We start from the raw sequence: 20729 nt of genomic DNA on the forward strand, positions 1-20729 counted from the left end.
CCGGTGAGGAGCATTACGGCTTCTCGCAGGTTCCGTCCCCCGGCATCAGGGTGATCTCGACCCGCCGGTTGACGTTCCGGCCCTCCTCCGAGTCATCACTTGCAATCGGCTCGCTGGAGCCGGCTCCACGCACCACAAAGCAGTCCTCGGGGATATCCCCCATGCGCTGCATCCAGTCGCGTACTGCCTCGGCACGGTTGCGCGACAACTCCAGGTTTCGCCGTGGATCGCCGGTGGAATCGCTGTGACCGCTGATGACGATCCGCCAGCCGGGCTGCGCCTTGATGCCGAGCAGGCTGCTGACCAGCATCCTGGTGGACTCGGGCTTCAACGTCGACTCGCCCGGTGGAAACAGCAACTGACTGTCCAGGCGGACCGGGCCGGCAGGCGCCTGCGCCGCGGAAACCGAGCCCGCCACCACTGCTGGCAACGGCTCACTCGCCCCCGTCATTGCCGGCCACCAGCGGCTGTGCGCCCAGGCGAGCAGTCCGGTCAACACCAGCAGAATGCCCAGCAGCAGCAACCAGGCCCTGAGTGGGCGTCGCTTGCTTGCTGCCTGCTGCTCGACCGGCGGCTCTCCGCCATCCAACTTCAGTACGACCACCGCAGGCGCCTGACTGCGTGCATTGCGCAGGGTTCGGTTGCGGGCGGGAGAGACCCGCCGCTGGGCCGCTGGGGCCGCCGCCGTGGTCATCGTTTCGGCGGTTGCAGTGGTTGACGCCACCTCGACGTCGGCAGTGACAGTCTCCGGTGCCAGGCGTTTGAGCAAGCCCTGCAGCTGACCGCACAAGGCCTGCAATGGAAGCACCGGCGCCGGTTCGTGGCGCGCCAGCAGTTCCGCCAGCCGCTTGAGCTGAGCGTCCAGGCAGAGCAGCTCGGGCAGGTCATCGTCCGACCAATGCTGGCCACGCAGCCAGGGGCGCAACTCGGCGAACAGCCACGCCAGAATCTCCAGGCGAACCGGCAAGGCCGGCGGCCAGAGTTGCTGCCAGTTCCGCTGGAACAGTCGCTCGATCAGGTCCAGGCCTTCGCGCAGCCCGGACAACCCGCGCTGTTGCGCACGTGCAAGGGCAAATGCAGCGGCGGATTGCAGCTCCATCCCGTGCTCGCGGAACTGAGCCAGACACAGTCGCTCCACACGCGCCCAGTCGATGTCGGGCCGCGCCGGGTGGCTGATTTTCTCCAACTCCGCCGTCAGCGCAGAAGACTGCTCGCTCCCCTGCGGATCACCGCCCAGGTTCAGCTTTTCCTCGACCACGCTCATCTCTTCGTCGCGCCTCCCAACCATCAGCGCACCAGATAGTCACGTTGCTTCAGGTGGCGCACCAGAGCCTTGCCCTGCGGATCCAGCGTCGTGCCAAAGGTCGCGCGGGAACCGTCGCGCAACTCCACCTCAAGACCGTATTCCAGGTGCCCCGGCAGCACCTGCGGCAGCAGCACGACCTGCACCGCGGCCAGGCGCGGTTCGTACTTGAGCAGCATGGCGGTCATGGTCGCCATCAGTCCATGGGCGCTGCCGGGCATGCCATGCAGGATCTGGCTCATGTCCGGCAGGCCGTAGTCGGGCAGATGACTGAGGGCACCCGCGCGGCAGTTGAGGATGCGCTGCAGGTTGTCCAGCACGGACAGCATCGGCTGGTCCTCCTCGCGCACCTGGTGCAGGTCGAGCTCGCCGCTGAAGTTCTGCAGCAGCAGCTCGTAGAGCGACGGATTCTGCTCGCTCACCATCAGGAGCCCTTCTTCGGCAACGGCAACAAGGCCATTGCGTTGTCGCCCAGCTCGATCACCCGGGCCGCGTCCGGGTCCAGGTCGTCGCGGGTCAGTACCAGGCGCCAGTTGCCCTGCTGCGCATCGGGGGAACGGAACAAGGCCACCACGGCAACGAACTGCGCATCGGCGGACAGCGGCACATTCAGCTGCGCGCCCTCTTCCGGTTTCACCACCACCCGGCGCTCGTCCAGCAGGTCGGCCGCCAGCGCCTGGCTGCCTTCGCCCAACAAGTCCTGGTAACTGGCATGGTCCAACGTCTTGCGATCACGCAATTGATAGACCCGCACCAGGGTCGACACCGACAGCCCGTTCATATCCCTCCTGTCCGTGTTCAGCGCGGGGCGCCCGGTGAAGTCCAGGTGCAATACCTTGACCTGCTTGTAGAAGACCGCATGCACCAGCGACTTGCTGGCGTCCGTGGTCCGTTGCACCAGGCCGCAGCCACTCAGCAGCGGGCCCAGCAGCGCCGCCAGCAGCAGCGACCTAGAAGCGATAAGCGACATCTTGTATCTCCCTGTTCATCGAGTTTCCGCTCAGCCCCTGATAGCGCCCCAGGTTGACCGTGACGCAGGTGTGGCCTGCGCTGCTGCGCATGCGCTCGTCCAGCCCCGGCACCGCCGTCATGCCCAGCAGGACGCCGGAGTCACCGAGGCTGGGCGTCGGCAGGCAGCCCAGCGGCAGCGACAATTGCAGGCGCGCCGTGCAGCGCCAGCCGAGATAGACCCGCAACAGCACCAGCAGGTCGCTGTGCAACTGGCCACCCGGCAGCCAGCCACGGGCTTCGTCGAGGTCCTCGGTGGAGAGCACCAGCAGCAGCTGGCTGTTGGCATCCGCGCCGCTGGCACCCAGTGGCGTGCCCTGCCCCAGGCGCACCGGCTGGCGACGCGAAAGGCTGGCCGGGCTGGCCAGCGGCACCTTGCGCGGCCAGTGCGGCGTCACCCGCGCCTGGGTCGCGGGCGCCAGCAACTTCACCAGTGCCACGACGCCTTCGGCGTTGCGCGTTGGCAGGCGCATCACCCCCAGCAAGGCGAGGAAGCGCGACACCGGCGTGGCGATGTGTTCGGCCGTGCCGGGAATGCCCAGCCCGATCAGGCCGAGCAGGCACTGCGATGTGTCGTCCGCACCGCCTGCCTCGAACGAGGTGGGATAGGAGTACTTGCGCCAGATGCGGTAGAACTGGGTGAACACCCGATGGTTGAAGATATCGAGGAATGCCTCCAGCGCCTCGTGCCCCTCGCGACGCTGGGCGATGTCGTCCAGGTAGGCGGTGGGCATGGGCGAGTCGACGCCATAGAGACCGAGCAGGCGGGTGCGCACCGTGACCGGTCGCAGCGGGTGCTCTTCATCCACCTCGAAAGCCTTCAGCTCGCTGGCCGGGAAACCCATGCCCGGGTGCGGGCGGAAGCGCACGGCATCGTCCGCCGGATTGGACGTGCTGCCCAGCGGGGGATTACCCGGCAACGCGGCCTCGATCAGTTGGCAGAAGCGATACAGGCTGGCCTGGGGCAGCCGATCGCCGAGCGCCTCCAACAGCCCGCTGGCCTTCAGCCGGGAATACGCTGACTGTGGTTCTCGTTCCATCGCAGGCATTTCCCAGTAGGTTGCAGGACCAGCGTGAGTTGGTTGAACAGATGAATATCGGCGTACAGCGCGAAGAAGCGATTGAGCATCTCACCGAACAGGTGGATATCGCCCTCGCCCGAGAAGCCGTTGGTATCGAGCGTCACTTCGATGTCCACGCCGCGCAGCAGGAAGCCTTTCTCGAAGCGCTGAATCAGGTGATGGCGCACCTCGGCGATGGCTTCCAGGCGCCGGCGGTTCAGCTCACTGTGGGTCCAGTCGTACAAAGCCAGGGTGCCGCGCAGGACCTCGGCGTTATCCAGCATCGGCAGGAAGTTCGAGCCCAGGTGGCTGAGCACCCGCCAGTGGAAACGGTCACGATTGGGCGGATAACAGGGCAAGGTCGGCGCGCACAGATTGCGCACCCGCAACTCGACCTGCGCCGCCTTCACCACGGTATCCAGCAGCGTGCTCTGCAACGCCTTGCGCGGCAGCAGGCCGTTGGTGCCGGTCAGGCGCAGCGACAGGCTCTCGCCCTCGCGCAGGCGGTCTCGGTCGAAGCCTTCGCCACCGAGGATCAGCCAGGTGTCGTGCATACCGTTGACGCCGCGCTTGAGGCGTGTGTGGAAGTAGCGTTCGGGCGCCTCGTCGCGGAGCATCCCGCCCTTGTGGCGGAAGCTGGTGAAGGGCACATAGTCCTGGCGCTCGGTGCTCTTGGACGAGGTGACGCCGTCCACCGAGTAGATTTCCGTGTGGCCATCCTGCAGGCGCATGGGGCGCAGCAGGTAATCGGTCTGCAGGGGAGCCAGGCGCATGGGGTCGGCTTCCAGCGGGAACAGGTTGATCACCGGTACCGCATGCAGGCGCAGATGCTCGGCGCTGAGCAGGAACTCGTGGGGCCACTGCTCGCCCAGCACCACGTCCAGCTCGAACCACGGCAGCCCCTCCTGCACCGGCATCTGCTCCAGCCCGTGAAGGGTGACGAACATGAACTTCTCGCGGAAGGTGAAGTACTCCAGCAGCAGCTGGTACCCGCTGAAGGCGCTGTCGGCCTTGGGCCAGAGGCGGTCCTGGGCGGCGAAGCCCTTGGGCGAGAAATGCCCCTGCAGCGGTCGGCGCTCCACGTCGCCGGGTAGCCGCAGGTACAGCGCCCGGGTCTGCAGCGTCAACGCCTGATGCAGAGCGCTGGCCAGTGGAGCGTCGGCATTCAGGTAGAACGGCAGGCGACTCAGGTCGATCTGCTTCCAGTCCGCCAGGGTGCTGCAGGTGAAGCGCAGGCGCAGGAGCGAGCGGCCGTCGGGCTCGCTGGCCACGTGCAGCGAATCCAGCGCCAGCGGGTGCAGCTTCACGGCCTCGGTGGTGGTGTAGCAGCAGCGGGTACGCTGTCGGCCTATGGGGCGCGAAAGCACCTCGAAACCCGCCTCGATCTGCTCGTCACGCTTCATCTGCAGATGGTCCGGCGTCAGCTCCACCACCGACAGCGACGGGATGGTGCGCAAGTAGTGCGGCCACAGCAGGCTCACCAACCCCTCGGTCAGTTCCGGCAGGTCATCGTCGAGCTTCTCGCGCAGGCGCCCCATGAGGAAGGCGAAGCCCTCGAACAGGCGCTCCACGTAGGGATCGCGCGCGCCGGCCTTGTCCAGGTTGAGCTGTGCCGCACGGTCGGGAAACGCCTCGGCGAACTCCTTGCCCGCCTCGCGCAGGTAGCGCATTGATGCGGCTGTTCGCGGTGGCGTCGGACGTCTCGTAGAGTGCCGGCTTCTGCGCGCTGTTGGCGGAGAAGAAGCAGGCATAGTCACGGTTCTTGTAGTACGACAGCGGGATGAAGCCGAGGTTGGCGAACTCGAACTCGCGGGTTTCCGGAATCATCACTTCCGAGGGGATCTTCACCTGGTTGCCGGTGCCCAGGTCATAGAGGTGAATCGGCAGGTCGGTGACCGCCCCGCCCGCCTGCGGACCACGTATCTGCACGCACCAGCCGTTGTTGATGAAGCTTTTCACCATGTTGGCGGCGAAAGCAAAGGTCGCATTGGTCCAGAGATACTTGTCATGGTCCGGCCCCTTCACGCTTTCGATGTAGTTGAAGCTGCGCACCGGCACGGTGTCCGGACCGTAAGGCAGACGGCCGAGCACGCGGGGCATGGTCAGCCCGATGTAGCGGGCGTCGTCGGAGTCGCGGAAGGACTTCCACTTGAGGTACTCGGCGCGGTCGAAGTAGTTGCCGATATCCTTGATCGCGGCCACCTCCTCCATCGTCTCCTTGCCGAAGAACGCCGGTCCCACCGAGCCAATGAAGGGCATGTGCGCCGCGGCGGCGACCTTGGAGATGCTGCGCAGCAGGGCGATATCCCGGGGACCGCGATCGAACTCATAGTTGGAAATGGCTGCGGCGATGGGTTCACCACCGGGCGTGTCGTATTCCTGGGTGTAGGTGTGGACGTATAGGCCGCTCTGGGCGATTTCCGGCGCATCCTCGAAGTCCTGCACCAGATGGTCCTTGCTGATATCCAGCAATTCGATGCGCACGTTCTGGCGGAAATCGGTCTGGTCGATCAGTGACTTGACCCCGCGCCAGGTGGATTCGACGCGCTGGAAGTCCGGGTGGTGCATGATCGCATCCAGCTGCCGGCTGATCTGCTCGTCCAACTGTGCGATGTGTTCGTCCAGCAGGGTCTTGTCGAGACGCTCGACCTTCTGCGAGGAGCGCTTGAGCAGGTCGAGAAAGACGCTGACGGCGGCGGTGACACGTTCGTCGGCGGAGACTTCGGACAGCGCGTCGGTGTCCTGATAGACCTCGATATCGGTCAGCGCGGACACCGGGCTGAGATTGATCTTGTCGAACAGCGCTGCGTAGACGCCCTGCCCGTCTTCAGTGAGCAGAGTCTTGGCTGTGGCAGGTGCGGAGTTGGCTTCTACGGACATGTCGTCGCTCCTCATTGCTTCTTGTCGTCGTGCGGGGCCAGTGCGGCCAGCTCGGCGCGCAGTTCGCCGCTCAGGGCGTCGTCCTTGAGGATGCGCTCCAGCTCACGGCGGAAAGTGACGTTGTCCAGCAGGTTCGACTTCAGGTCGCGCAGCAGATTGCGCATTGCCAGCAATACACGCAGCTCGGGCAACTGGCGCGCGACCTGCTCGGGCTCGAAGTCCCTCATTGCGTGGAACGCGAGTTCGATTCCGGTATCGGAGCCATCGCCTGCCAGGGTATTGGGCACGGCCAGTTTCAGGCTGGGATGAAACTCCGCCAGCACACTATTGAAGTTGTTCTTGTTGATATCGACCTTGCTTCGCTCGGACAGCGGGCGCTGCTCCTTGCCGTTACTGTAGTCACCCATGACCAGCAACTTCAGCGGCAACTCTACTTTCTTCTGCGCACCACCGGTATGCAGATCGAGTTTAATATTGACGCGAGCTTTTGGAACTTCATTCTGGAAACTATCGGATGCCATGGTAACCCTGCCTCACAATCCATTGATTAATGCAAGCGCGCCTGCACAGGCGCTTGAACGCAATTGATACGCGCATTTATCTGTAAGGACTGTCCCTCCGCGATCAGGACATTTCTCCTGCCATTTGAAATCGCCTGTAGGACATTCCGTACTTCTTACAACTTCAACAATGCTCCAATCAATTCCCTTACGCCGAATAAAGGCCACTCAACAAGGCTGCCATTAATTCATATTTATTCAACCCACCCGCTAGGACCTGAAAGTATTCAGGAATCGTCTTACACACTCTAAAAATAATTCGTTATCTATTAGCGCAATTTCTAACTGATTCCCTAATCCCGTCATTCACGGGAGCCTTTAGCGCGAGTTTGATTGTTCTGATCGGCTATCCGGTTCCTTCACGATCCGCTCCCTCAGACTTCCGGCCGGGCCGCAAACTTGTAAGCACGCCAGGGCAAACGCGATAATGCGAACAATTCTCGTAACCAAGTAATGTGCCTGCCCGGCAGGTACCTCGCAGCAGTGCCAGTCGCGCAGGGTGCGGCCTTTTTTCGACATCCCGTCGCGGGTTTTTCCTGGTGATCCGCTGCTGCCGCTCGTCTTTGTAGGCATGACAATGCCCGTCGCCCCAAGGAGCCCCGCTGAAATGACCGCCATGCCGCCCCAGGCACCCACCCTCAACCTGCGCCCGCTGATGTTCGAGACCTTCGTCTGCACGGTGGCGGTGATGTCCTTCGTTGCGCTGATCGGCCCGGTAGCCCGCACCCTGGGTCTGGCGCCCTGGCAGGCAGGGATGACGGTGACCGTCGGCGGCCTCGCCTGGATGCTCATGGCGCGGGTCTGGGGTGTCGCCAGTGACCGCCTCGGCCGCCGCCGCGTGCTGCTCAGCGGCCTGGCTGGCTTCGCAGTGACCTACGCGCTGCTTTGCGCCTTCATGGCGCTGGCACTGAATACCTCGATGTCACCGCTGCCGGCCTTCATCGGCATCGTCGCGCTGCGCGGGTTGGCGGGTGGCTTCTACGCCGCCGTGCCGGCCTGCTCGGCGGCGCTGGTCGCGGACCATGTGAGTGCGGACAAGCGCGCCTCGGCCATGGCCGGGCTGGGTGCCGCGAGCGCCGTGGGCATGGTGGTCGGCCCGAGCTTCGCCGGCCTGCTGGCCATGCTCGGCCTGGCGCTGCCGCTGCTGCTCACCTGCCTGCTGCCGCTGCTGGCACTGGGCGTGTTGTGGAAGTGGCTGCCGCACCACGAGCGCGCCCACCAACGCAAAGGTCCGGCGCTGGCGATCAGCGACAAGCGCCTGCGCCGCTCGCTGACCCTCGGTTTCATTGCCATGGTCTGCGTGACCGTGGCGCAGATGACCGTCGGCTTCTTCGCCCTCGACCGCCTGCAGTTGCCACCGGCAGACGCGGCCCGCGTCGCCGGCATCGCACTCACGTCAGTGGGCGTGGCATTGATCTGCGCGCAGATGCTGGTGCGCAAGCTGAACTGGGCGCCGCTGCGCCTGATCGCCGTGGGCGGCAGCGTCTCGGCGCTGGGCTTCGCCACGGTGTGCTTCGCCGGGGCGCCGTGGATGCTCTACGCCTCCTGCTTCGTCGCTGCCGCCGGCATGGGCTGGGTCTTCCCTGCCGTCTCTGCGCTCAACGCCAACGCCGTGGAAGCCGACGAGCAAGGCGCCGCTGCGGGCAGCCTGGTGGCCGTGCATGGGCTGGGCATGATCAGCGGCCCGCTACTGGGCACCCTGCTGCACCAGCTGGATAGCCGCGCGCCGTATGTACTGGTCGCCGCGCTGCTGCTGTTTGGCGTCGCCTGGACGGTGTTGCCGCGCAAAGGCACGACAGCATGACCTCGCAGCCCGCTTCGCGGATTCCCTGATGGGCTGGTACGCGACAATCACCAACGGGGGACAGGGTTCCCCGAACCTGGCGCCGGCCCTGCCGGCGGGTCGCGGACGTGGCCCACTCCTACAGGGGTGGGCCGTGCTAATTAGTCAGGCATGCCAGCAGCGGTACCAGCCATCCTGCTCGGTGACCTTCAACGGCGCCTGGTACAGCGCGGACAGATGCTCGCTGGTGAGGATCCCGGCCTTGGGACCGTCGGCCACTACCTTGCCGTTGGCGATCAGCACCACGCGCTCGATCTCCGGGATGATCTCGTCCAGGTGGTGGGTGGTGATGATCATCGCGTGCTCCGGGCCGCAGAAGCGCCGCAGCAGGGTCAGCATCTGCAGGCTGGCCCCCATGTCCAGACCGTTGGCCGGCTCGTCGAGGATCAGTGCGCGGGGCTCGTGGATCAGCGCGCGGGCCAGCAGCAGGCGGCGCTTCTGGCCGGTGGACAGGCGCTGGAACATACGCTCGGCGTAATCGCCCATTTCCACGGCGGCGAGCATCTCGCGGGCCTTTTCGATCTGTTCCGGCGTCGGTTGCAGGTGGCCGTGGCTGCCGATGGCGCCGAAGAACCCGGAAATCACCACTTCCAGTGCCTGGGTGAAGGGTGTGTAGTCTTCCTGCAGATCCTGGGAGACGAAGCCGATACGGCTGCGCAGGTCCCACAGGGTGACGTTCTGCAGACCGAACAGGTTCAGCGAACTGTCCGGACGGTCCACCGGATAGAGTTCGCGGCTGATCAGCTTGAGCAGCGTGCTCTTGCCGGCGCCGTTGGGGCCGAGGATGGCGACCTTCTCGCCTTCGCCGATATGCAGGGAGAAGCCGTCCAGCACGCGGGTCTGCTGCTGGTAGGCGGTGATGTTGTTGAAGTCGATCATGGAATGCTTCGCGTCTGGCCGTGGGCAGCCGCAGACAGTAGGCCCGTTCGGCGCTCCACTCAAGCCTTCGTTGAGCGCAGCTAAGCTTTCCCTTCCACCGGCCGCCATGAGCGAGCGCCATGAACGAAACCGATCCGCCCTCCCTCGACGACGATATCTGCGTCCATATCTTTTCCGTCTCGGCCACCATGGTTGGCGTCTGCCTGACGGTGATCGGCATCATCCGGGTGATCCTTACCCTGCGCCACGAGGACCTGATCATCGATGACCTGGTCGCGGTGAACATGATGCTCTACGTCGTCTCCGCCTTCTGTGCCTACTGGAGCCTGCGGGCTCACCGCACTCGCCGCGGCCAGCTCATGACCCGTATCGCCGACAGTGTGTTTCTTGGTGCTCTGCTGTTCACTGCGGGCAACGCCAGCGTCATTACCTGGGCAATGACCTCCACACTCACCCCCTGATCCACTCGCCCGCAATGGCCGCACAGAGGCCCAGCCAGGTGCGCCAAGGGACCTGACAATGGACACGCGTTCGGCTGGCAGATCCTGTGCTCTCCCCGGGGTCAGTCCTTAAAACTTCCACGGCCGGAGACAGGTCCACTGTCTGATCCTGCTCGATCGGCACCCACTCGAAGGGAGGGGCGAAGCACCGCGCGTGCCCCTTTCTAATGGGGCCTTCGTACAACCACAACCCGTACGCGCCGCTGGCCACACAGGAGTTCCGACATGAGTGAATACAACGTCCCGCTGCGCGACATGCAGTTCATCCTGCGTGAACTGAAGCTGCTCGATACGCTGAACCAGCTTCCAGGACAGGAAGAGATGGGCACCGAACTGGTGGACGCCATCCTCAACGAAGCGGCCCGCTTCGCCCAGGGCGTGCTGGCGCCGCTGAACAGCATCGGCGATCGCCAGGGTGCGCAGTGGAGCGATGGTGATGTGCGCACCGCCGAGGGCTGGCGCGACGCCTACTCGAGGTTCGCCGAGAACGGCTGGAACGCCCTCTCCTGCCCGCCGGAGTTCGACGGCCAGGGCGCGCCGCGACTGGTGTCGGCACTGGTGGAGGAAATGTGGAACGCCGCCAACGTCGCCTTCGGCCTGTGCCCCATGCTCACCCGCGGCGCCATCGAGGCCATCGAGCTGCGCGGTTCGGACGAACTCAAGGCCACCTGGCTGCCGAAACTGGTGAGCGGCGAATGGACCGGCACCATGAACCTCACCGAACCCCAGGCCGGCTCCGACCTCGCTGCCGTGCGCACCCGCGCCGAGCCTCAGGCGGACGGCAGCTACCGGGTATTCGGGCAGAAGATCTTCATCACCTACGGCGAACACGACCTCACCGACAACATCGTCCACCTGGTGCTGGCCCGCTTGCCGGGCGCGCCGGATGGCGTGAAAGGCATCTCGCTGTTCGTGGTGCCCAAGGTGCTGCTGAACCCCGACGGCAGCCTGGGCGAGCGCAACGACCTGCGTTGCGTCTCCATCGAGCACAAGCTCGGCATCCATGGCAGCCCCACCGCCGTGCTGGCCTTTGGTGACCAGGGCGGTGCCAAGGGCTGGCTGGTGGGCGAAGAGAATCGCGGCCTGGAGTACATGTTCATCATGATGAACGCGGCGCGCTTCTCCGTCGGCATCGAGGGCATCGGCCTGGCCGAACGGGCCTACCAGCGCGCGGTGAACTACGCCCGCCAGCGCATCCAGGGCACGGAGATCGGCGTGCCGGGTCGGGAAAAGGCCGCGATCATCCGCCACCCCGATGTGCGTCGCCTGCTCATGTCCATGCGCTCACGGGTGGAAGCCATGCGCGCGCTGGCCTGCGAAGTGGCGCTGGCGACCGACCTGGCCCACGGCCACCCAGAAGAATCGGTGCGGCGCGAACGACAGGCCTTCGTCGAGCTGATGATCCCGGTGATCAAGGGCTGGTGCACCGAGAACGCGGTGGACATCGCCTCCCTCGGCGTACAGGTCCATGGCGGCATGGGTTTCATCGAGGAAACCGGCGCCGCCCAGCACCTGCGCGATGCACGGATCACGCCGATCTACGAAGGCACCACCGGCATCCAGGCGCTCGACCTGATCGGCCGCAAGATCGCCCGCGACAAGGGCGCCGCCGCCTTCGCCCTGATTGCCCGCCTGCGTGAAGCGCAACTGGCGCTGCCGGACGACGACCCGCAACTGGCCGCGATCCGCCATCGCCTGTTCTCGGCGATCAACGCCCTGGACGACGCGGTGAACTACGTGGTGAACCACTACGACGATCAGGTGCGCCAGGTGGTGCTGGGCTCGGTGCCGCTGCTGGAACTGTTCGGCATCGTCAGCGGTGGCTGGCAGTTGGCGCGCTCCGCCCAGGTGGCCCGCGAGCGCCTGGCCGGCAGCAGCGGCAATGCCGCGTTCTACCGGGCCAAACTGCGCACCGCGCAGTTCTATGCCGGGCATTTTCTCGCCCGGGCACCGGGGCTGGCGCAGTCGATCATCGAAGGCGGCGACGCCGCCCTGGCGATGGAGGACTTCAGCTTCTGAGCCATCCCCTCGCCGCACTGGCGGCGTAGCCAGTGCGGGCACCTCAAGTCGAAATAGGACAAGACACCGACGCCCAGCGGAAATATCCGACTGCAACACCCGCTCTCCACTCCGAGAATGCCGCCACTCAGGGCGCCTGGCGCCCCGAGCCGGCCTGTACCTGCGCAGCAATCACCCTGTCAGGCAGCGGCATCCCTTTTCAGCGGAGACATTGATGTTAGAAACGATCATCCAGCAGGCCGCCCATCGCGGCATGGGCAGCCACGCCCGCCGCTTCGTCGGCCTGCTCGCCGAGTCCATCGTCAACCAGCGGACCGGTGGGTTCGAAGGTTTTCGCAAGCGCTTCGAGGACGCCGGTCTGGGCGACCTGCTCCGGTCCTGGATCGGTGGCAATCCTGCCGACAACGTACTGCAACCCGACCAGTTCAGTGCTGGCGTAGGGCAACGCGAGTCCGAGCGCCTGGCCAGCCTGCTGGGGGTTTCCAGCGGCGCGGTGAACATGGCCGGAGCAGAAGCCCTGCCCAAGCTGGTCGCCCTGCTCACCCGCGACGGCAAGGAAGCTTCCCGTCTCCCCGCACCGCTGGCCGCCCTGCTCCAGGACGAACCCGCCAAGCCGCGCAAGAAAGGCCTGGGCTGGCTGTTCTGGCTGCTGCTGGCAGGCCTGCTGGCGCTGTTCGCCCTTGCCGTAAGCCAATGCCAGCCGGAGTCCAAACCGCATTCACAACCCCAGCCTCTACCGAGCGAACCGGCAGCACCGCCCCAGGCACAAGGCCAGAAGCCAGCCACCCCGGAAGTCCTCGTCCAGGAACCGGTGGAGCAACAGCCGGCGCATTTCCAGCTGAGCAATCAGGACGGCCAGATCACCGTCAATGGCCAGTTGCCTGACGACGCCGACAAGCAGCGGCTGATGGATGCCCTGCACGCGCAGTTCGGCGCGGACAAGGTTTCCGGCGACATCCTCGTCGATCCACAGACCCTGCCGGCCGGCTGGCTGGACAAGCTGATCGCCGCCCTGCCGCAGCTGAGCGCCAGCGGCGTCAAGCTGGGCCTGGATGGCGACAAGCTGTCCATCGACACCTCGGCCCTGCCCGAAGACCAGCGCTTCGAGCTCAGCCAGGCACTGCGCGAGCTGTTCAGCGGCTACTCCATCAGCGGCCTGTGGGAGCGCGCCAGCGCCGCCCTGGCCGGCCTGAAGAGCGGTTTCAGCGCAGAGGACCTGGTGCACGCACTGAACCTGATGAACGTCTACTTCGACAGCAACTCCAATGCCATCACCAGCGACAGTGTCGAGATCCTCGGCCGTGCAGCGCAGGCCATCCGCTCCGCGCCGCAAGGCACGAAGATCGAGGTCGCTGGCCACAGCGACTCCGTCGGCAGCGACGAAGCCAACCTGGCCATGAGCCAGAAGCGCGCCGATGCCGTGCAGGCGAAGCTGGTCGCGCTGGGTGTCGCCCCTTCCATGCTGATCGCCAAGGGCTATGGCGCCAGCAAGCCGATCGCCGACAACGCGACCGAGGATGGCCGGGCGAAGAATCGCCGCATCGAGTTCACCGTCCTGAGCGAATGAAGATGAAGGCGGAGCCATAGCACTGCGGCAAGCCACCGCCCATCCGACCAGCGGAAGGGCGGTGGCCTTGTGTCAACTCTGCGTTACACCCCGCGCCACCCCTGCCACCGGCCGGTTTTTCCGCGCTCGCACACGCCTGGCTATTTGCGGCTGCGCCTGTTATGCCCGAATGTTCATTGACAGCCGCCCACGCCATCCAGTGAGATGGCCTTTCGTTCAGGCAAATGGCATTGCTGGCCGACTGTGTGCGTTGTGTCCTGCAATGCCGCGATGACGAAACTTTGGCGATCCCGACTCGCCTACGAAAGTTTTCTCGTTTCATCGACACAGGAGATGCCGGCGATGTTGAACCAGGCACCCCGGAACACCCAGGACGTCGAATTCGACGAGCAATTCCTCCTCGCCTTCGAGATCCAGGTCCTGCAGAAGGCCCTGCCGGCCTTCGAAGAGGCCTCGCGCTTCGCCCGCGACCGAGGCCTGCGCTGTAGCGTGGAACTGATCACCAACGCTGACGGCCACCCCGAACTCAGCCTCAGCGCCACCCAGCGCGATGACCTGCCGGACAGTTGCTATCGCCTGATCGCCGACCCGGCCGCCCAGGGCATAGTCCACGAGGAATTCACCGCGGTGAACCGCCGCACGCGCCGCCAGGGCGCGCGCCTGGCGACGCTGACCTCGCGCTCGCTGGAACTGCAGCTGGAGGCCTTCTTCATGCACGCCTTCGGCATGCGCCTGGACTACAACGTCCTGCGCCTGGACTACTCTTACGAGCATGCTTCTGGACTTTAGGCCTTTTCCGACGCCGCCGGTCGTCGGTTCGGCTGGCGGCGGAATGAGCGTTCCGTCGGACAGTTCCTGCAAAGGATGATTTATGGCAACGATGAACGCGTCGAAGTCGCTATTATTCGCGCCCTGTGCGCCACCTCGTGCGTGTTTCCTCGTTGTCGCTTCGCCATGAATGAATTCCTCGTGCATTTTCAGGACGGTCACTGCCTGGGCAAGACCGTGCTGCGCTCGTTTTCCCGTCAGATGACCCTCTCCGAGGCGCGCGTGCGCCTGCAGGCCTGCTACCCGCTGCGCGTTCCGCACCTGCTGAACATCCTGCACCTGACGCCGATGCTGCCCGGCCGCTGATCCGCTCCCACCCGTACAGTTTTCCTGCGCCACTGTGCCTGCAACCGGGCATCGACCGTGGCTAGAGTCGTTCGTCCCGACTTCAAGGAAAGCGCCATGGCTGACCTGCAGATTCGCCCCGCCACCGCCGATGACGTCCCGGTCATGCTGGACCTGATCTTCGAGCACGGCCCCAATGACTGGAACTTCCTGCCCAAAGGTCCGGTTCGCGAGCACTTCCAGAGCATTGCCGAGGGGACGGTCTGGGCGCTGGTCGCAGTGGATGGCGATGAGCTGCGCGGCCTGGTGACCTTCCATGAAAGCGCTGCGTTCGGTCGCTTCCAGCACGAAGGGCGCAAGCGTCACGCCTATATCGCCGAGGCCACGGTGCATCGCGGCGAAGCCGGGCGCGGCCTGGGTACGCGCCTGCTGCGCGCGGCCATCGCCGATCTGCTCGCCCGTGGCCTGCCCGACATCTACATCGAGCGCCACGAGGAGAACCCCGGCTCCGCCGGGATGATGCGCAAGGCCGGCTTCGAAGAGCTGGAAACCTTCGCCGACCCGCAGCGTCGCCCCAATGGCTCGCGGCGCACGACGATCTGTTACCTGGATGCCCGTACCGGCGAGGCCTGAGCCTCGCCCAGCCCGGCGAGGGCCTGTCGTGCCGCTTCGCCGGCCTGCTCCAGCACCCGGCGCTTCCAGCCGTCCTCGTCCACGTAGAAGGCATCACGCAGCTGGCGATGGATGCGCAGGGCCTTCTCCGCCGGCACGCCGGGGTTGTTGGCCAGCCACTGGTCCGCGCGCAGCGCCTTGAGCACCTTGAGCCCTGGCAACGTGCCATATTCCAGGGCGATGGCGGTCAGCTCGGCCTGCGGGCACTCGCTGGCAGCGCTGAGGATCATCTGCCCCTGCAGTTGTACCGACACCGATCCCCCTTCATGCGCCGAAGTCACCTCATCGCCCCACCAGCGGCGCGTGCGCGTGAGGGTCTGCGGATCGTTTCCGCCCACGTAGATGCGCTCGCCGTGCCCCTTGGGGCCAAGGCCGGTGTGCACGTCGATCCAGCCCAGTCGTGCGCAGTCGCGGGCGTGCTGACGCAGCACCTGGCGCACGGCCTGGTTGCTCCAGGTCGGCTTGGCGCCGATGTAGAACAGGCCATTGGGATGGCTGTCCTGGCCGCTGGAAATGGCCGCCTGCAACTGTTTGCGGCCGTGACGCAGGGCGTAGCGCAGCAGGCGCAGATGGCTGGCGAAGGACGGCCAGCGCCGCGGAATCAGGATCGGGTCCAGTGCGCCGTAAGCCTGGTTGCGCTGGCGCGGCTGGGGGAAGTCGATGAAGTTGCGGTTGAGGTCGACGTTCTCATGGGTCCAGCGCCGCCACCAGGAAAAACCGTAGGGGTTGGCCGCGTGCAGGTAGAGCACTGCGCAATCGGCCTTGGCGCAGAGCTCCAGCCAGTCGGGGTCGTTGAGCAGCGCCACCTGCACCGCCGAGCCGCAGAAACCTTCCACTCCATGACAGCCGCTGCTGATGATCAGCAGGTTCTGCGCATCGCGCGGACCACTGCGCGCCACGTCCAGTGCGAGCGGTTCGCCATCGCGCCCGGTCAGCGGGTGACGGTGGGATTCGACGACCAGGCCGGCGGACAGGCACGCGGCGAGAAACTTGCCACGCGCTTCGGCGTAGCTCTGGGAGAAACAGGCAGACGGGTTCATCACCGCTCCGGATGACTGGATGTTGCAGGGCCCGCTGGGCGGGCCCTGCGGGAAATATCAGGCGTGGCCGACCGCACCGGGCAGCGGCGCTTCGCTGTGCTCGCCCTGCAGCGACTGGCGGGTGCGCTCGGGGGAGATGATCCGGCAGCCGAGGATGGCGCCGACCACGGTGAGCACGCCGAACAGGCCGAGCGCCGTCTCGAAGCCATGGGCGATGTCGCCACCGCGCAGCTCGACCAGTTGGCCGACGATCCAGGGTGCGAGCATCCCGGCGCTGGTCATGCCGCCAATGTGAATGGCCAGCATCGAGCCGCGCTGCGAACTCGGGGCGATGTAGGCGACCAGGGTGTTGCAGAAGGTCGGCAGGACGTTCACCAGGATCGCACCCACGGCGTAGAGCACCAGGATCGCCATCCGATCGCCGTGCAGCAGGGTCAGCGCGCAGAAGGCGACACCGGCGACCGCCGCGAAAGCCATCGGTGGCAGCACCATGGCGCGCTGCACCGAGACGCCACGCTTCATCGCCCGCTGCGACAGCGTGGAGAGCAGCAGGTTGGCGAGGATCACCCCGACCGTCACCACCATCACCGTGTAGCCCGACTGCATGGGCGTCATGTCCTGGCCCTTCTGCAGGTACACCGGCACCCAGCTGTACACCAGCGCGGTGGGCAGGTAGCTGAGGAAGCCCATGAGGGTGATCCAGATGAAACTGCGGTTGAGCAGCAGGCGGCTGTACGGCAGGCGCAGCGACGAGCCCGTCCCCTCCTCCTCGGTCTGCTGGCCTTCGCGGCCGAAGATCAGCCAGACCACCAGCCAGACCAGCCCGAGCAGCGCCAGCAGGAAGTACGCGGTGCGCCAGCCGAAGTGCTGGATCGCCAGCGGCAGGCTCAGCGCGCCGAGCACGGCGCCGAGCATGATCGACACCTGGATCAGCGCCGAGGGCAGCACGCGCTCCCTGGGGCCGAACCACTTGAAGCAGGCGTGCTGGGTCACCGCCGTACCCGGCCCGGTGCCGGCACCCAGCAGCAGGCGCCCGGCGACCAGCGCGGCAAAGCCGCTGGACAGCGCCACCAGCAGTTGCGAGGCCATCCAGACCACCGACATGCCGGCGAGAATCCAGCGGGTCGGGAAGCGGTTGGCGAGGAAGCCCACCAGCACACCGGAGATGGAATAGAGGAAGAAGAACGCGCTGCCGATGAAGCCGAACTCGGTCGGCGAAAGCTTCAGCTCGTCGATGATCTGCGCGCCGGCGAAGGCGAAGATGGTCTTGTCCAGCACGCTGATGACCATCACCAGCATCAGCAGGACGAGGACTACGGTGCGCTGTTTCATGCCTGCTCCCCTTTCGACAGCGAAGTCTCCACCAGCCGCACCCAGAGCGCCGCACCGAAGGGAATGGCGCCATCGTTGAAGTCGTAGCCGGGGTTATGGACCATGCAGCCGCTGGGCCCGCTGTTGCCGTTGCCCAGGGCGATGTAGCAACCGGGGCGGCGCTCGAGCATCCAGGCGAAGTCCTCGCTGCCAAGGAAGCCCGAGGGAATCTCGGAGAGCAGACGCTGCGGGCCGACCAGTTCGGTCAGCACCTGGCGTGCGAGGCGGGTTTCCTCCGGCGTGTTGACCAGCACCGGGACCAGCTCCTCGTATTCGTAGTGCAGCTCCATGCCATGCACGGCGGCCACGCCACGGGTGATCTCGCCGATGCGCCGCTTGAGCAGCTCACGCACTTCCGGCCTGGTGGCGCGCACGCTCAGGCGCAGGTCGGCGTGGTCGGGAATGACGTTGGCCGCCTCCCCCGCCTTGAGCATGCCCACGGTGACCACGGCCACCTCGGTGGACGGCACGTTGCGCGCGACGATGCTCTGCAGCGCCAGTACCAGCTCGGCGGCAGCGACTATCGGGTCTTTGGTCAGATGCGGCATGGCGCCATGGCCACCGACACCGGTCAGACGGATCGACACGCGGTCCGAGGATGCCGTCAGGGCGCCTTCGCGGGTCAGGAAGCAACCCACCGGCAGGCCCGGCGCGTTGTGCAGCGCGTACACGGCATCGCACGGGAAGCGCTCGAACAGGCCATCGTCCATCATCGCCACGGCGCCGCCCAGGGTTTCCTCGGCGGGCTGGAAGATCAGGTTGAGCGTGCCGTCGAAGTGGCGCTGTTCGGCCAGGTCCCGGGCGGCGCAGAGCAGGATGGCGGTGTGTCCGTCGTGACCACAGGCGTGCATGCGGCCGGCGTGCTGGCTGGCGTAGGGCACGCCGCTGGCTTCGTCGATGGGCAGCGCGTCCATGTCGGCGCGGATGCCGATGCTACGTGCGCTGTTGCCCTGGCGCAGCACACCGACCACGCCGGTGCCGCCGATGCCCTCGTGGACTTCATAGCCCCACTCGCGCAGGTAGCCGGCGACGATGGAAGCGGTGCGTGCCTCCTCGAAGCCCAGCTCGGGATGCTGGTGAAGGTCCCGGCGAATCCGGGCGAAGGCTTCCTGGGAAGCGGCTAGACGTTCGACTGTCTCGTGCTGGGTAAGGGGCTGCTGACTCATGCCGCATCCTGCTCATTGTTCTGATGTGGCCGGCAGGATGCCCCACGCGCGAGGCGCTGAATAATGACCTTCGCGCATGCTTATCAAGGCTGGTTATCGACGGTGCACTTAATCGGCCTTGCGCAGGTGCGGGCCCTTGAAGGCGTAGACCAGCTCGTCCACCAGGGTCTGCGCCTCGCGGGTCATCAGCTCCGGCGGGCGGCACACCAGGGAGATATCGGTGCCCGGCACGGTCTCGGCAATATCCAGCGCTTCCAGGGTGCCGGAGACCACCGGCAGGTCGAACACCCGCCGCGACCAGAAGCTCACCGCGTCGGTGTTGGCCGCCAGCTCCGCGTAGAGCACCACCGAGGCGCACTCGATGACCCGCTCGGGATGGCGCACCTGGTACTGCTCGAACATCTGCCCGGCGAGGGAGACGTCCAGCGAGTCAGGCACCAGCCATTCCTCGTCGAGCAATTCGTGCAGCGACCGCACGTTGCGCAGCGGATGGCCCTTGCGCACCGCCAGCGTGGTGGGCTGGGCGTAAAGCTCCTGCCAGTGGAAGCCGTCGACGTTGCGCGAGGACGGCTGCGAGGTCAGCACCAGGTCCAGCTGGCCTTCGCGCAGGCCTTCGAGCAGCTTGGCCGGGCGCAGTTCGCTGATCTGCAGCTGCACCTTGGGGTAGCGCTTGCGGTAACGCAGCAGGCAGCTGGCGAACTGCTGGCTGGGCGTTACCGGTGACACGCCGATCGCCACGCGACCGTCCATGGCTCCCTTCAGCGTCTCGATCTCGTCCCGCGCGCGGCGCACTTCCTCGACCACCAGCCGGGCACGGCGCACCAGCCGCTCGCCGTATTCGGTGGCGGTGATGCCACGATTGGAACGCACCAGCAACGGCACGCCCAGCTCGGCTTCCAGCTCCTTGATGCTCTTGGACAGGGCGGGCTGGGAGATGTGCAGCAGGCGCGAGGCTTCCTGGATGCTGCCGCTTTCGCAGATGGCGACGATGGCGCGGAGTTGATGCAACTTCATGGAGTGGGCGTCGGCTCGGGGATCGGTAACAGGTCGGAACATAAAGCAAAATCGAGGCCGGCGCGCGTAACGGTTGGTAAACGCGGGTGGACTGGTGGGTCGCGGGGGTGTTTTGGCCAGGGTTAGTGGGGCGCGGCTATGGATTTCAGCGACAGCATGGGTATCGCTTCGCTCCACGCCATCCTACGGCGAGGTTTTCCGGTTGCTGCTGTGCGGATGGGTGGATTCGCGGACAAGGTCCGCTCCTACGGGGAGACGCCGAGTTGGGCGGGTTCGCGAGCAAGGACTAGGCGTCCCCCTCGGTCCTACGAAGAGCACCGCCGCCTCGGCTCTGGCTCTGGCTCTGGGGACTTCCAGAGAAATGTCCGCACACTCCGAGTGCCCCGTTCAACGAGGGCATTTTTCGCCTAAGCGAAAAACCGGATGTCCGGGGCAAGCCTTTTGGTTACTTTTTGGGGGGCGGCCTTCCGTCGTTTGGAAAAGTAACTCGCCCGAGGGGGCGAAACACGAAGTCCGCGCGCGCACCGAAGCGGCGCAGAAACACGAACAACAACGCAGACAGCGCCAACGGCGGATAACGCTGGCGCGTTATGCGCCCTACGTATCTGAATGCCTCAATTACAAGCGCACGACCCGTTCCTAAGGGAGGCATCGCGTTGAACGGGTTCGCGAGCAAGCTCGCTCCTACAGGAAACCAACAGCCAATCACCAGGCGAAAAAAAAGCGGCCCGAA

General features: G+C 65.6%; 18 protein-coding genes and 1 pseudogene. 7 read left to right on the forward strand and 12 right to left on the reverse strand.

Going from position 1 to position 20729, the window contains the following annotated elements; translation table 11 throughout:
* Positions 1 to 13: 13 nt before the first annotated feature.
* The 7 genes and pseudogenes from J2T47_RS24830 to tssB form a co-directional block, all read right to left on the reverse strand.
* Positions 14 to 1264: an OmpA family protein gene (locus J2T47_RS24830; protein ID WP_253452783.1), complete on the reverse strand. Its 1251-nt coding sequence runs from the start codon at positions 1262 to 1264 to the stop codon at positions 14 to 16.
* Between the two features lie 23 nt (positions 1265 to 1287).
* A complete protein-coding gene (gene tssE, locus J2T47_RS24835) occupies positions 1288 to 1725 on the reverse strand; it encodes a type VI secretion system baseplate subunit TssE (RefSeq protein ID WP_253453002.1) in 438 nt (145 codons plus the stop codon).
* Between the two features lie 2 nt (positions 1726 to 1727).
* Positions 1728 to 2273: a type VI secretion system lipoprotein TssJ gene (tssJ, locus tag J2T47_RS24840; RefSeq protein ID WP_253452785.1), complete on the reverse strand. Its 546-nt coding sequence runs from the start codon at positions 2271 to 2273 to the stop codon at positions 1728 to 1730.
* Positions 2254 to 3351: a type VI secretion system baseplate subunit TssG gene (gene tssG / locus J2T47_RS24845; RefSeq protein ID WP_253452787.1), complete on the reverse strand. Its 1098-nt coding sequence runs from the start codon at positions 3349 to 3351 to the stop codon at positions 2254 to 2256. The genes tssJ and tssG overlap by 20 nt, the downstream gene beginning before the upstream one ends.
* Positions 3315 to 5042: a type VI secretion system baseplate subunit TssF gene (tssF, locus tag J2T47_RS24850; RefSeq protein ID WP_253452789.1), complete on the reverse strand. Its 1728-nt coding sequence runs from the start codon at positions 5040 to 5042 to the stop codon at positions 3315 to 3317. The genes tssG and tssF overlap by 37 nt, the downstream gene beginning before the upstream one ends.
* A pseudogene (tssC, locus tag J2T47_RS24855) lies at positions 5038 to 6252 on the reverse strand (type VI secretion system contractile sheath large subunit); the annotation flags it as partial. The pseudogene tssC and the gene tssF, both read right to left, overlap by 5 nt.
* A gap of 11 nt (positions 6253 to 6263) precedes the next feature.
* Positions 6264 to 6773 carry a type VI secretion system contractile sheath small subunit gene (gene tssB / locus J2T47_RS24860; protein WP_253452791.1) on the reverse strand — a complete coding sequence of 170 codons (510 nt, stop codon included), beginning with the start codon at positions 6771 to 6773 and terminating at the stop codon, positions 6264 to 6266.
* 646 nt (positions 6774 to 7419) lie between these two features.
* On the opposite strand from tssB, the gene J2T47_RS24865 reads away from it, so the two are divergent.
* Positions 7420 to 8616 carry an MFS transporter gene (locus tag J2T47_RS24865; RefSeq protein WP_253452793.1) on the forward strand — a complete coding sequence of 399 codons (1197 nt, stop codon included), beginning with the start codon at positions 7420 to 7422 and terminating at the stop codon, positions 8614 to 8616.
* A 144-nt stretch (positions 8617 to 8760) separates the two neighbouring features.
* Here J2T47_RS24865 and J2T47_RS24870 read toward each other — a convergent pair whose 3' ends face one another.
* Positions 8761 to 9534: an ABC transporter ATP-binding protein gene (locus J2T47_RS24870; protein WP_253452795.1), complete on the reverse strand. Its 774-nt coding sequence runs from the start codon at positions 9532 to 9534 to the stop codon at positions 8761 to 8763.
* Between the two features lie 119 nt (positions 9535 to 9653).
* Between J2T47_RS24870 and J2T47_RS24875 the strand changes: the two genes are divergently transcribed.
* The 6 genes from J2T47_RS24875 to J2T47_RS24900 all read left to right on the forward strand — a co-directional run bounded on the left by J2T47_RS24875 (position 9654) and on the right by J2T47_RS24900 (position 15366).
* Positions 9654 to 9995 (forward strand): hypothetical protein, encoded by a 342-nt coding sequence (locus J2T47_RS24875; RefSeq protein ID WP_253452797.1) that lies wholly within the window; start codon positions 9654 to 9656, stop codon positions 9993 to 9995.
* 264 nt (positions 9996 to 10259) lie between these two features.
* On the forward strand, positions 10260 to 12053 hold the full coding sequence (locus J2T47_RS24880; protein WP_253452799.1) for an acyl-CoA dehydrogenase: 1794 nt from the start codon (positions 10260 to 10262) through the stop codon (positions 12051 to 12053).
* Between the two features lie 214 nt (positions 12054 to 12267).
* Positions 12268 to 13620, forward strand: coding sequence for an OmpA family protein (locus tag J2T47_RS24885; protein WP_253452801.1), 1353 nt, complete (start codon positions 12268 to 12270; stop codon positions 13618 to 13620).
* A gap of 342 nt (positions 13621 to 13962) precedes the next feature.
* Positions 13963 to 14409 carry a hypothetical protein gene (locus J2T47_RS24890; RefSeq protein ID WP_192432666.1) on the forward strand — a complete coding sequence of 149 codons (447 nt, stop codon included), beginning with the start codon at positions 13963 to 13965 and terminating at the stop codon, positions 14407 to 14409.
* 165 nt (positions 14410 to 14574) lie between these two features.
* A complete protein-coding gene (locus J2T47_RS24895) occupies positions 14575 to 14754 on the forward strand; it encodes a hypothetical protein (protein WP_024762799.1) in 180 nt (59 codons plus the stop codon).
* A gap of 96 nt (positions 14755 to 14850) precedes the next feature.
* Entirely contained in the window at positions 14851 to 15366 is a 516-nt protein-coding gene (locus J2T47_RS24900; protein ID WP_253452812.1) for a GNAT family N-acetyltransferase, read from the forward strand.
* On the opposite strand, the gene J2T47_RS24905 is transcribed toward J2T47_RS24900, so the two are convergent.
* The 4 genes from J2T47_RS24905 to J2T47_RS24920 form a co-directional block, all read right to left on the reverse strand.
* A complete protein-coding gene (locus J2T47_RS24905) occupies positions 15336 to 16445 on the reverse strand; it encodes a M14 family metallopeptidase (RefSeq protein ID WP_253452813.1) in 1110 nt (369 codons plus the stop codon). The two genes, J2T47_RS24900 and J2T47_RS24905, sit on opposite strands and share 31 nt — an antisense overlap.
* Before the next feature lie 57 nt (positions 16446 to 16502).
* Positions 16503 to 17777, reverse strand: coding sequence for an MFS transporter (locus J2T47_RS24910; protein ID WP_253452815.1), 1275 nt, complete (start codon positions 17775 to 17777; stop codon positions 16503 to 16505).
* Positions 17774 to 18982 (reverse strand): M20 aminoacylase family protein, encoded by a 1209-nt coding sequence (locus J2T47_RS24915; RefSeq protein ID WP_253452817.1) that lies wholly within the window; start codon positions 18980 to 18982, stop codon positions 17774 to 17776. The genes J2T47_RS24910 and J2T47_RS24915 overlap by 4 nt, the downstream gene beginning before the upstream one ends.
* Before the next feature lie 108 nt (positions 18983 to 19090).
* Positions 19091 to 19996: a LysR family transcriptional regulator gene (locus J2T47_RS24920; RefSeq protein WP_253452819.1), complete on the reverse strand. Its 906-nt coding sequence runs from the start codon at positions 19994 to 19996 to the stop codon at positions 19091 to 19093.
* Between the last annotated feature and the right edge of the window lie 733 nt (positions 19997 to 20729).

The sequence above is a fragment of the Pseudomonas nitroreducens genome (assembly GCF_024170165.1).
GTDB lineage: Bacteria > Pseudomonadota > Gammaproteobacteria > Pseudomonadales > Pseudomonadaceae > Pseudomonas > Pseudomonas nitroreducens_C.

Bases quoted from the DNA above. Each gene is read 5' to 3' on its own strand.
- J2T47_RS24830 (WP_253452783.1), bottom strand. From the start codon at position 1,264: ATGAGCGTGGTCGAGGAAAAGCTGAACCTGGGCGGTGATCCGCAGGGG.
- tssJ (WP_253452785.1), bottom strand. From the start codon at position 2,273: ATGTCGCTTATCGCTTCTAGGTCGCTGCTGCTGGCGGCGCTGCTGGGC.
- tssG (WP_253452787.1), bottom strand. From the start codon at position 3,351: ATGGAACGAGAACCACAGTCAGCGTATTCCCGGCTGAAGGCCAGCGGG.
- tssF (WP_253452789.1), bottom strand. From the start codon at position 5,042: ATGCGCTACCTGCGCGAGGCGGGCAAGGAGTTCGCCGAGGCGTTTCCC.
- tssB (WP_253452791.1), bottom strand. From the start codon at position 6,773: ATGGCATCCGATAGTTTCCAGAATGAAGTTCCAAAAGCTCGCGTCAAT.
- J2T47_RS24865 (WP_253452793.1), top strand. From the start codon at position 7,420: ATGACCGCCATGCCGCCCCAGGCACCCACCCTCAACCTGCGCCCGCTG.
- J2T47_RS24870 (WP_253452795.1), bottom strand. From the start codon at position 9,534: ATGATCGACTTCAACAACATCACCGCCTACCAGCAGCAGACCCGCGTG.
- J2T47_RS24875 (WP_253452797.1), top strand. From the start codon at position 9,654: ATGAACGAAACCGATCCGCCCTCCCTCGACGACGATATCTGCGTCCAT.
- J2T47_RS24880 (WP_253452799.1), top strand. From the start codon at position 10,260: ATGAGTGAATACAACGTCCCGCTGCGCGACATGCAGTTCATCCTGCGT.
- J2T47_RS24885 (WP_253452801.1), top strand. From the start codon at position 12,268: ATGTTAGAAACGATCATCCAGCAGGCCGCCCATCGCGGCATGGGCAGC.
- J2T47_RS24890 (WP_192432666.1), top strand. From the start codon at position 13,963: ATGTTGAACCAGGCACCCCGGAACACCCAGGACGTCGAATTCGACGAG.
- J2T47_RS24895 (WP_024762799.1), top strand. From the start codon at position 14,575: ATGAATGAATTCCTCGTGCATTTTCAGGACGGTCACTGCCTGGGCAAG.
- J2T47_RS24900 (WP_253452812.1), top strand. From the start codon at position 14,851: ATGGCTGACCTGCAGATTCGCCCCGCCACCGCCGATGACGTCCCGGTC.
- J2T47_RS24905 (WP_253452813.1), bottom strand. From the start codon at position 16,445: ATGAACCCGTCTGCCTGTTTCTCCCAGAGCTACGCCGAAGCGCGTGGC.
- J2T47_RS24910 (WP_253452815.1), bottom strand. From the start codon at position 17,777: ATGAAACAGCGCACCGTAGTCCTCGTCCTGCTGATGCTGGTGATGGTC.
- J2T47_RS24915 (WP_253452817.1), bottom strand. From the start codon at position 18,982: ATGAGTCAGCAGCCCCTTACCCAGCACGAGACAGTCGAACGTCTAGCC.
- J2T47_RS24920 (WP_253452819.1), bottom strand. From the start codon at position 19,996: ATGAAGTTGCATCAACTCCGCGCCATCGTCGCCATCTGCGAAAGCGGC.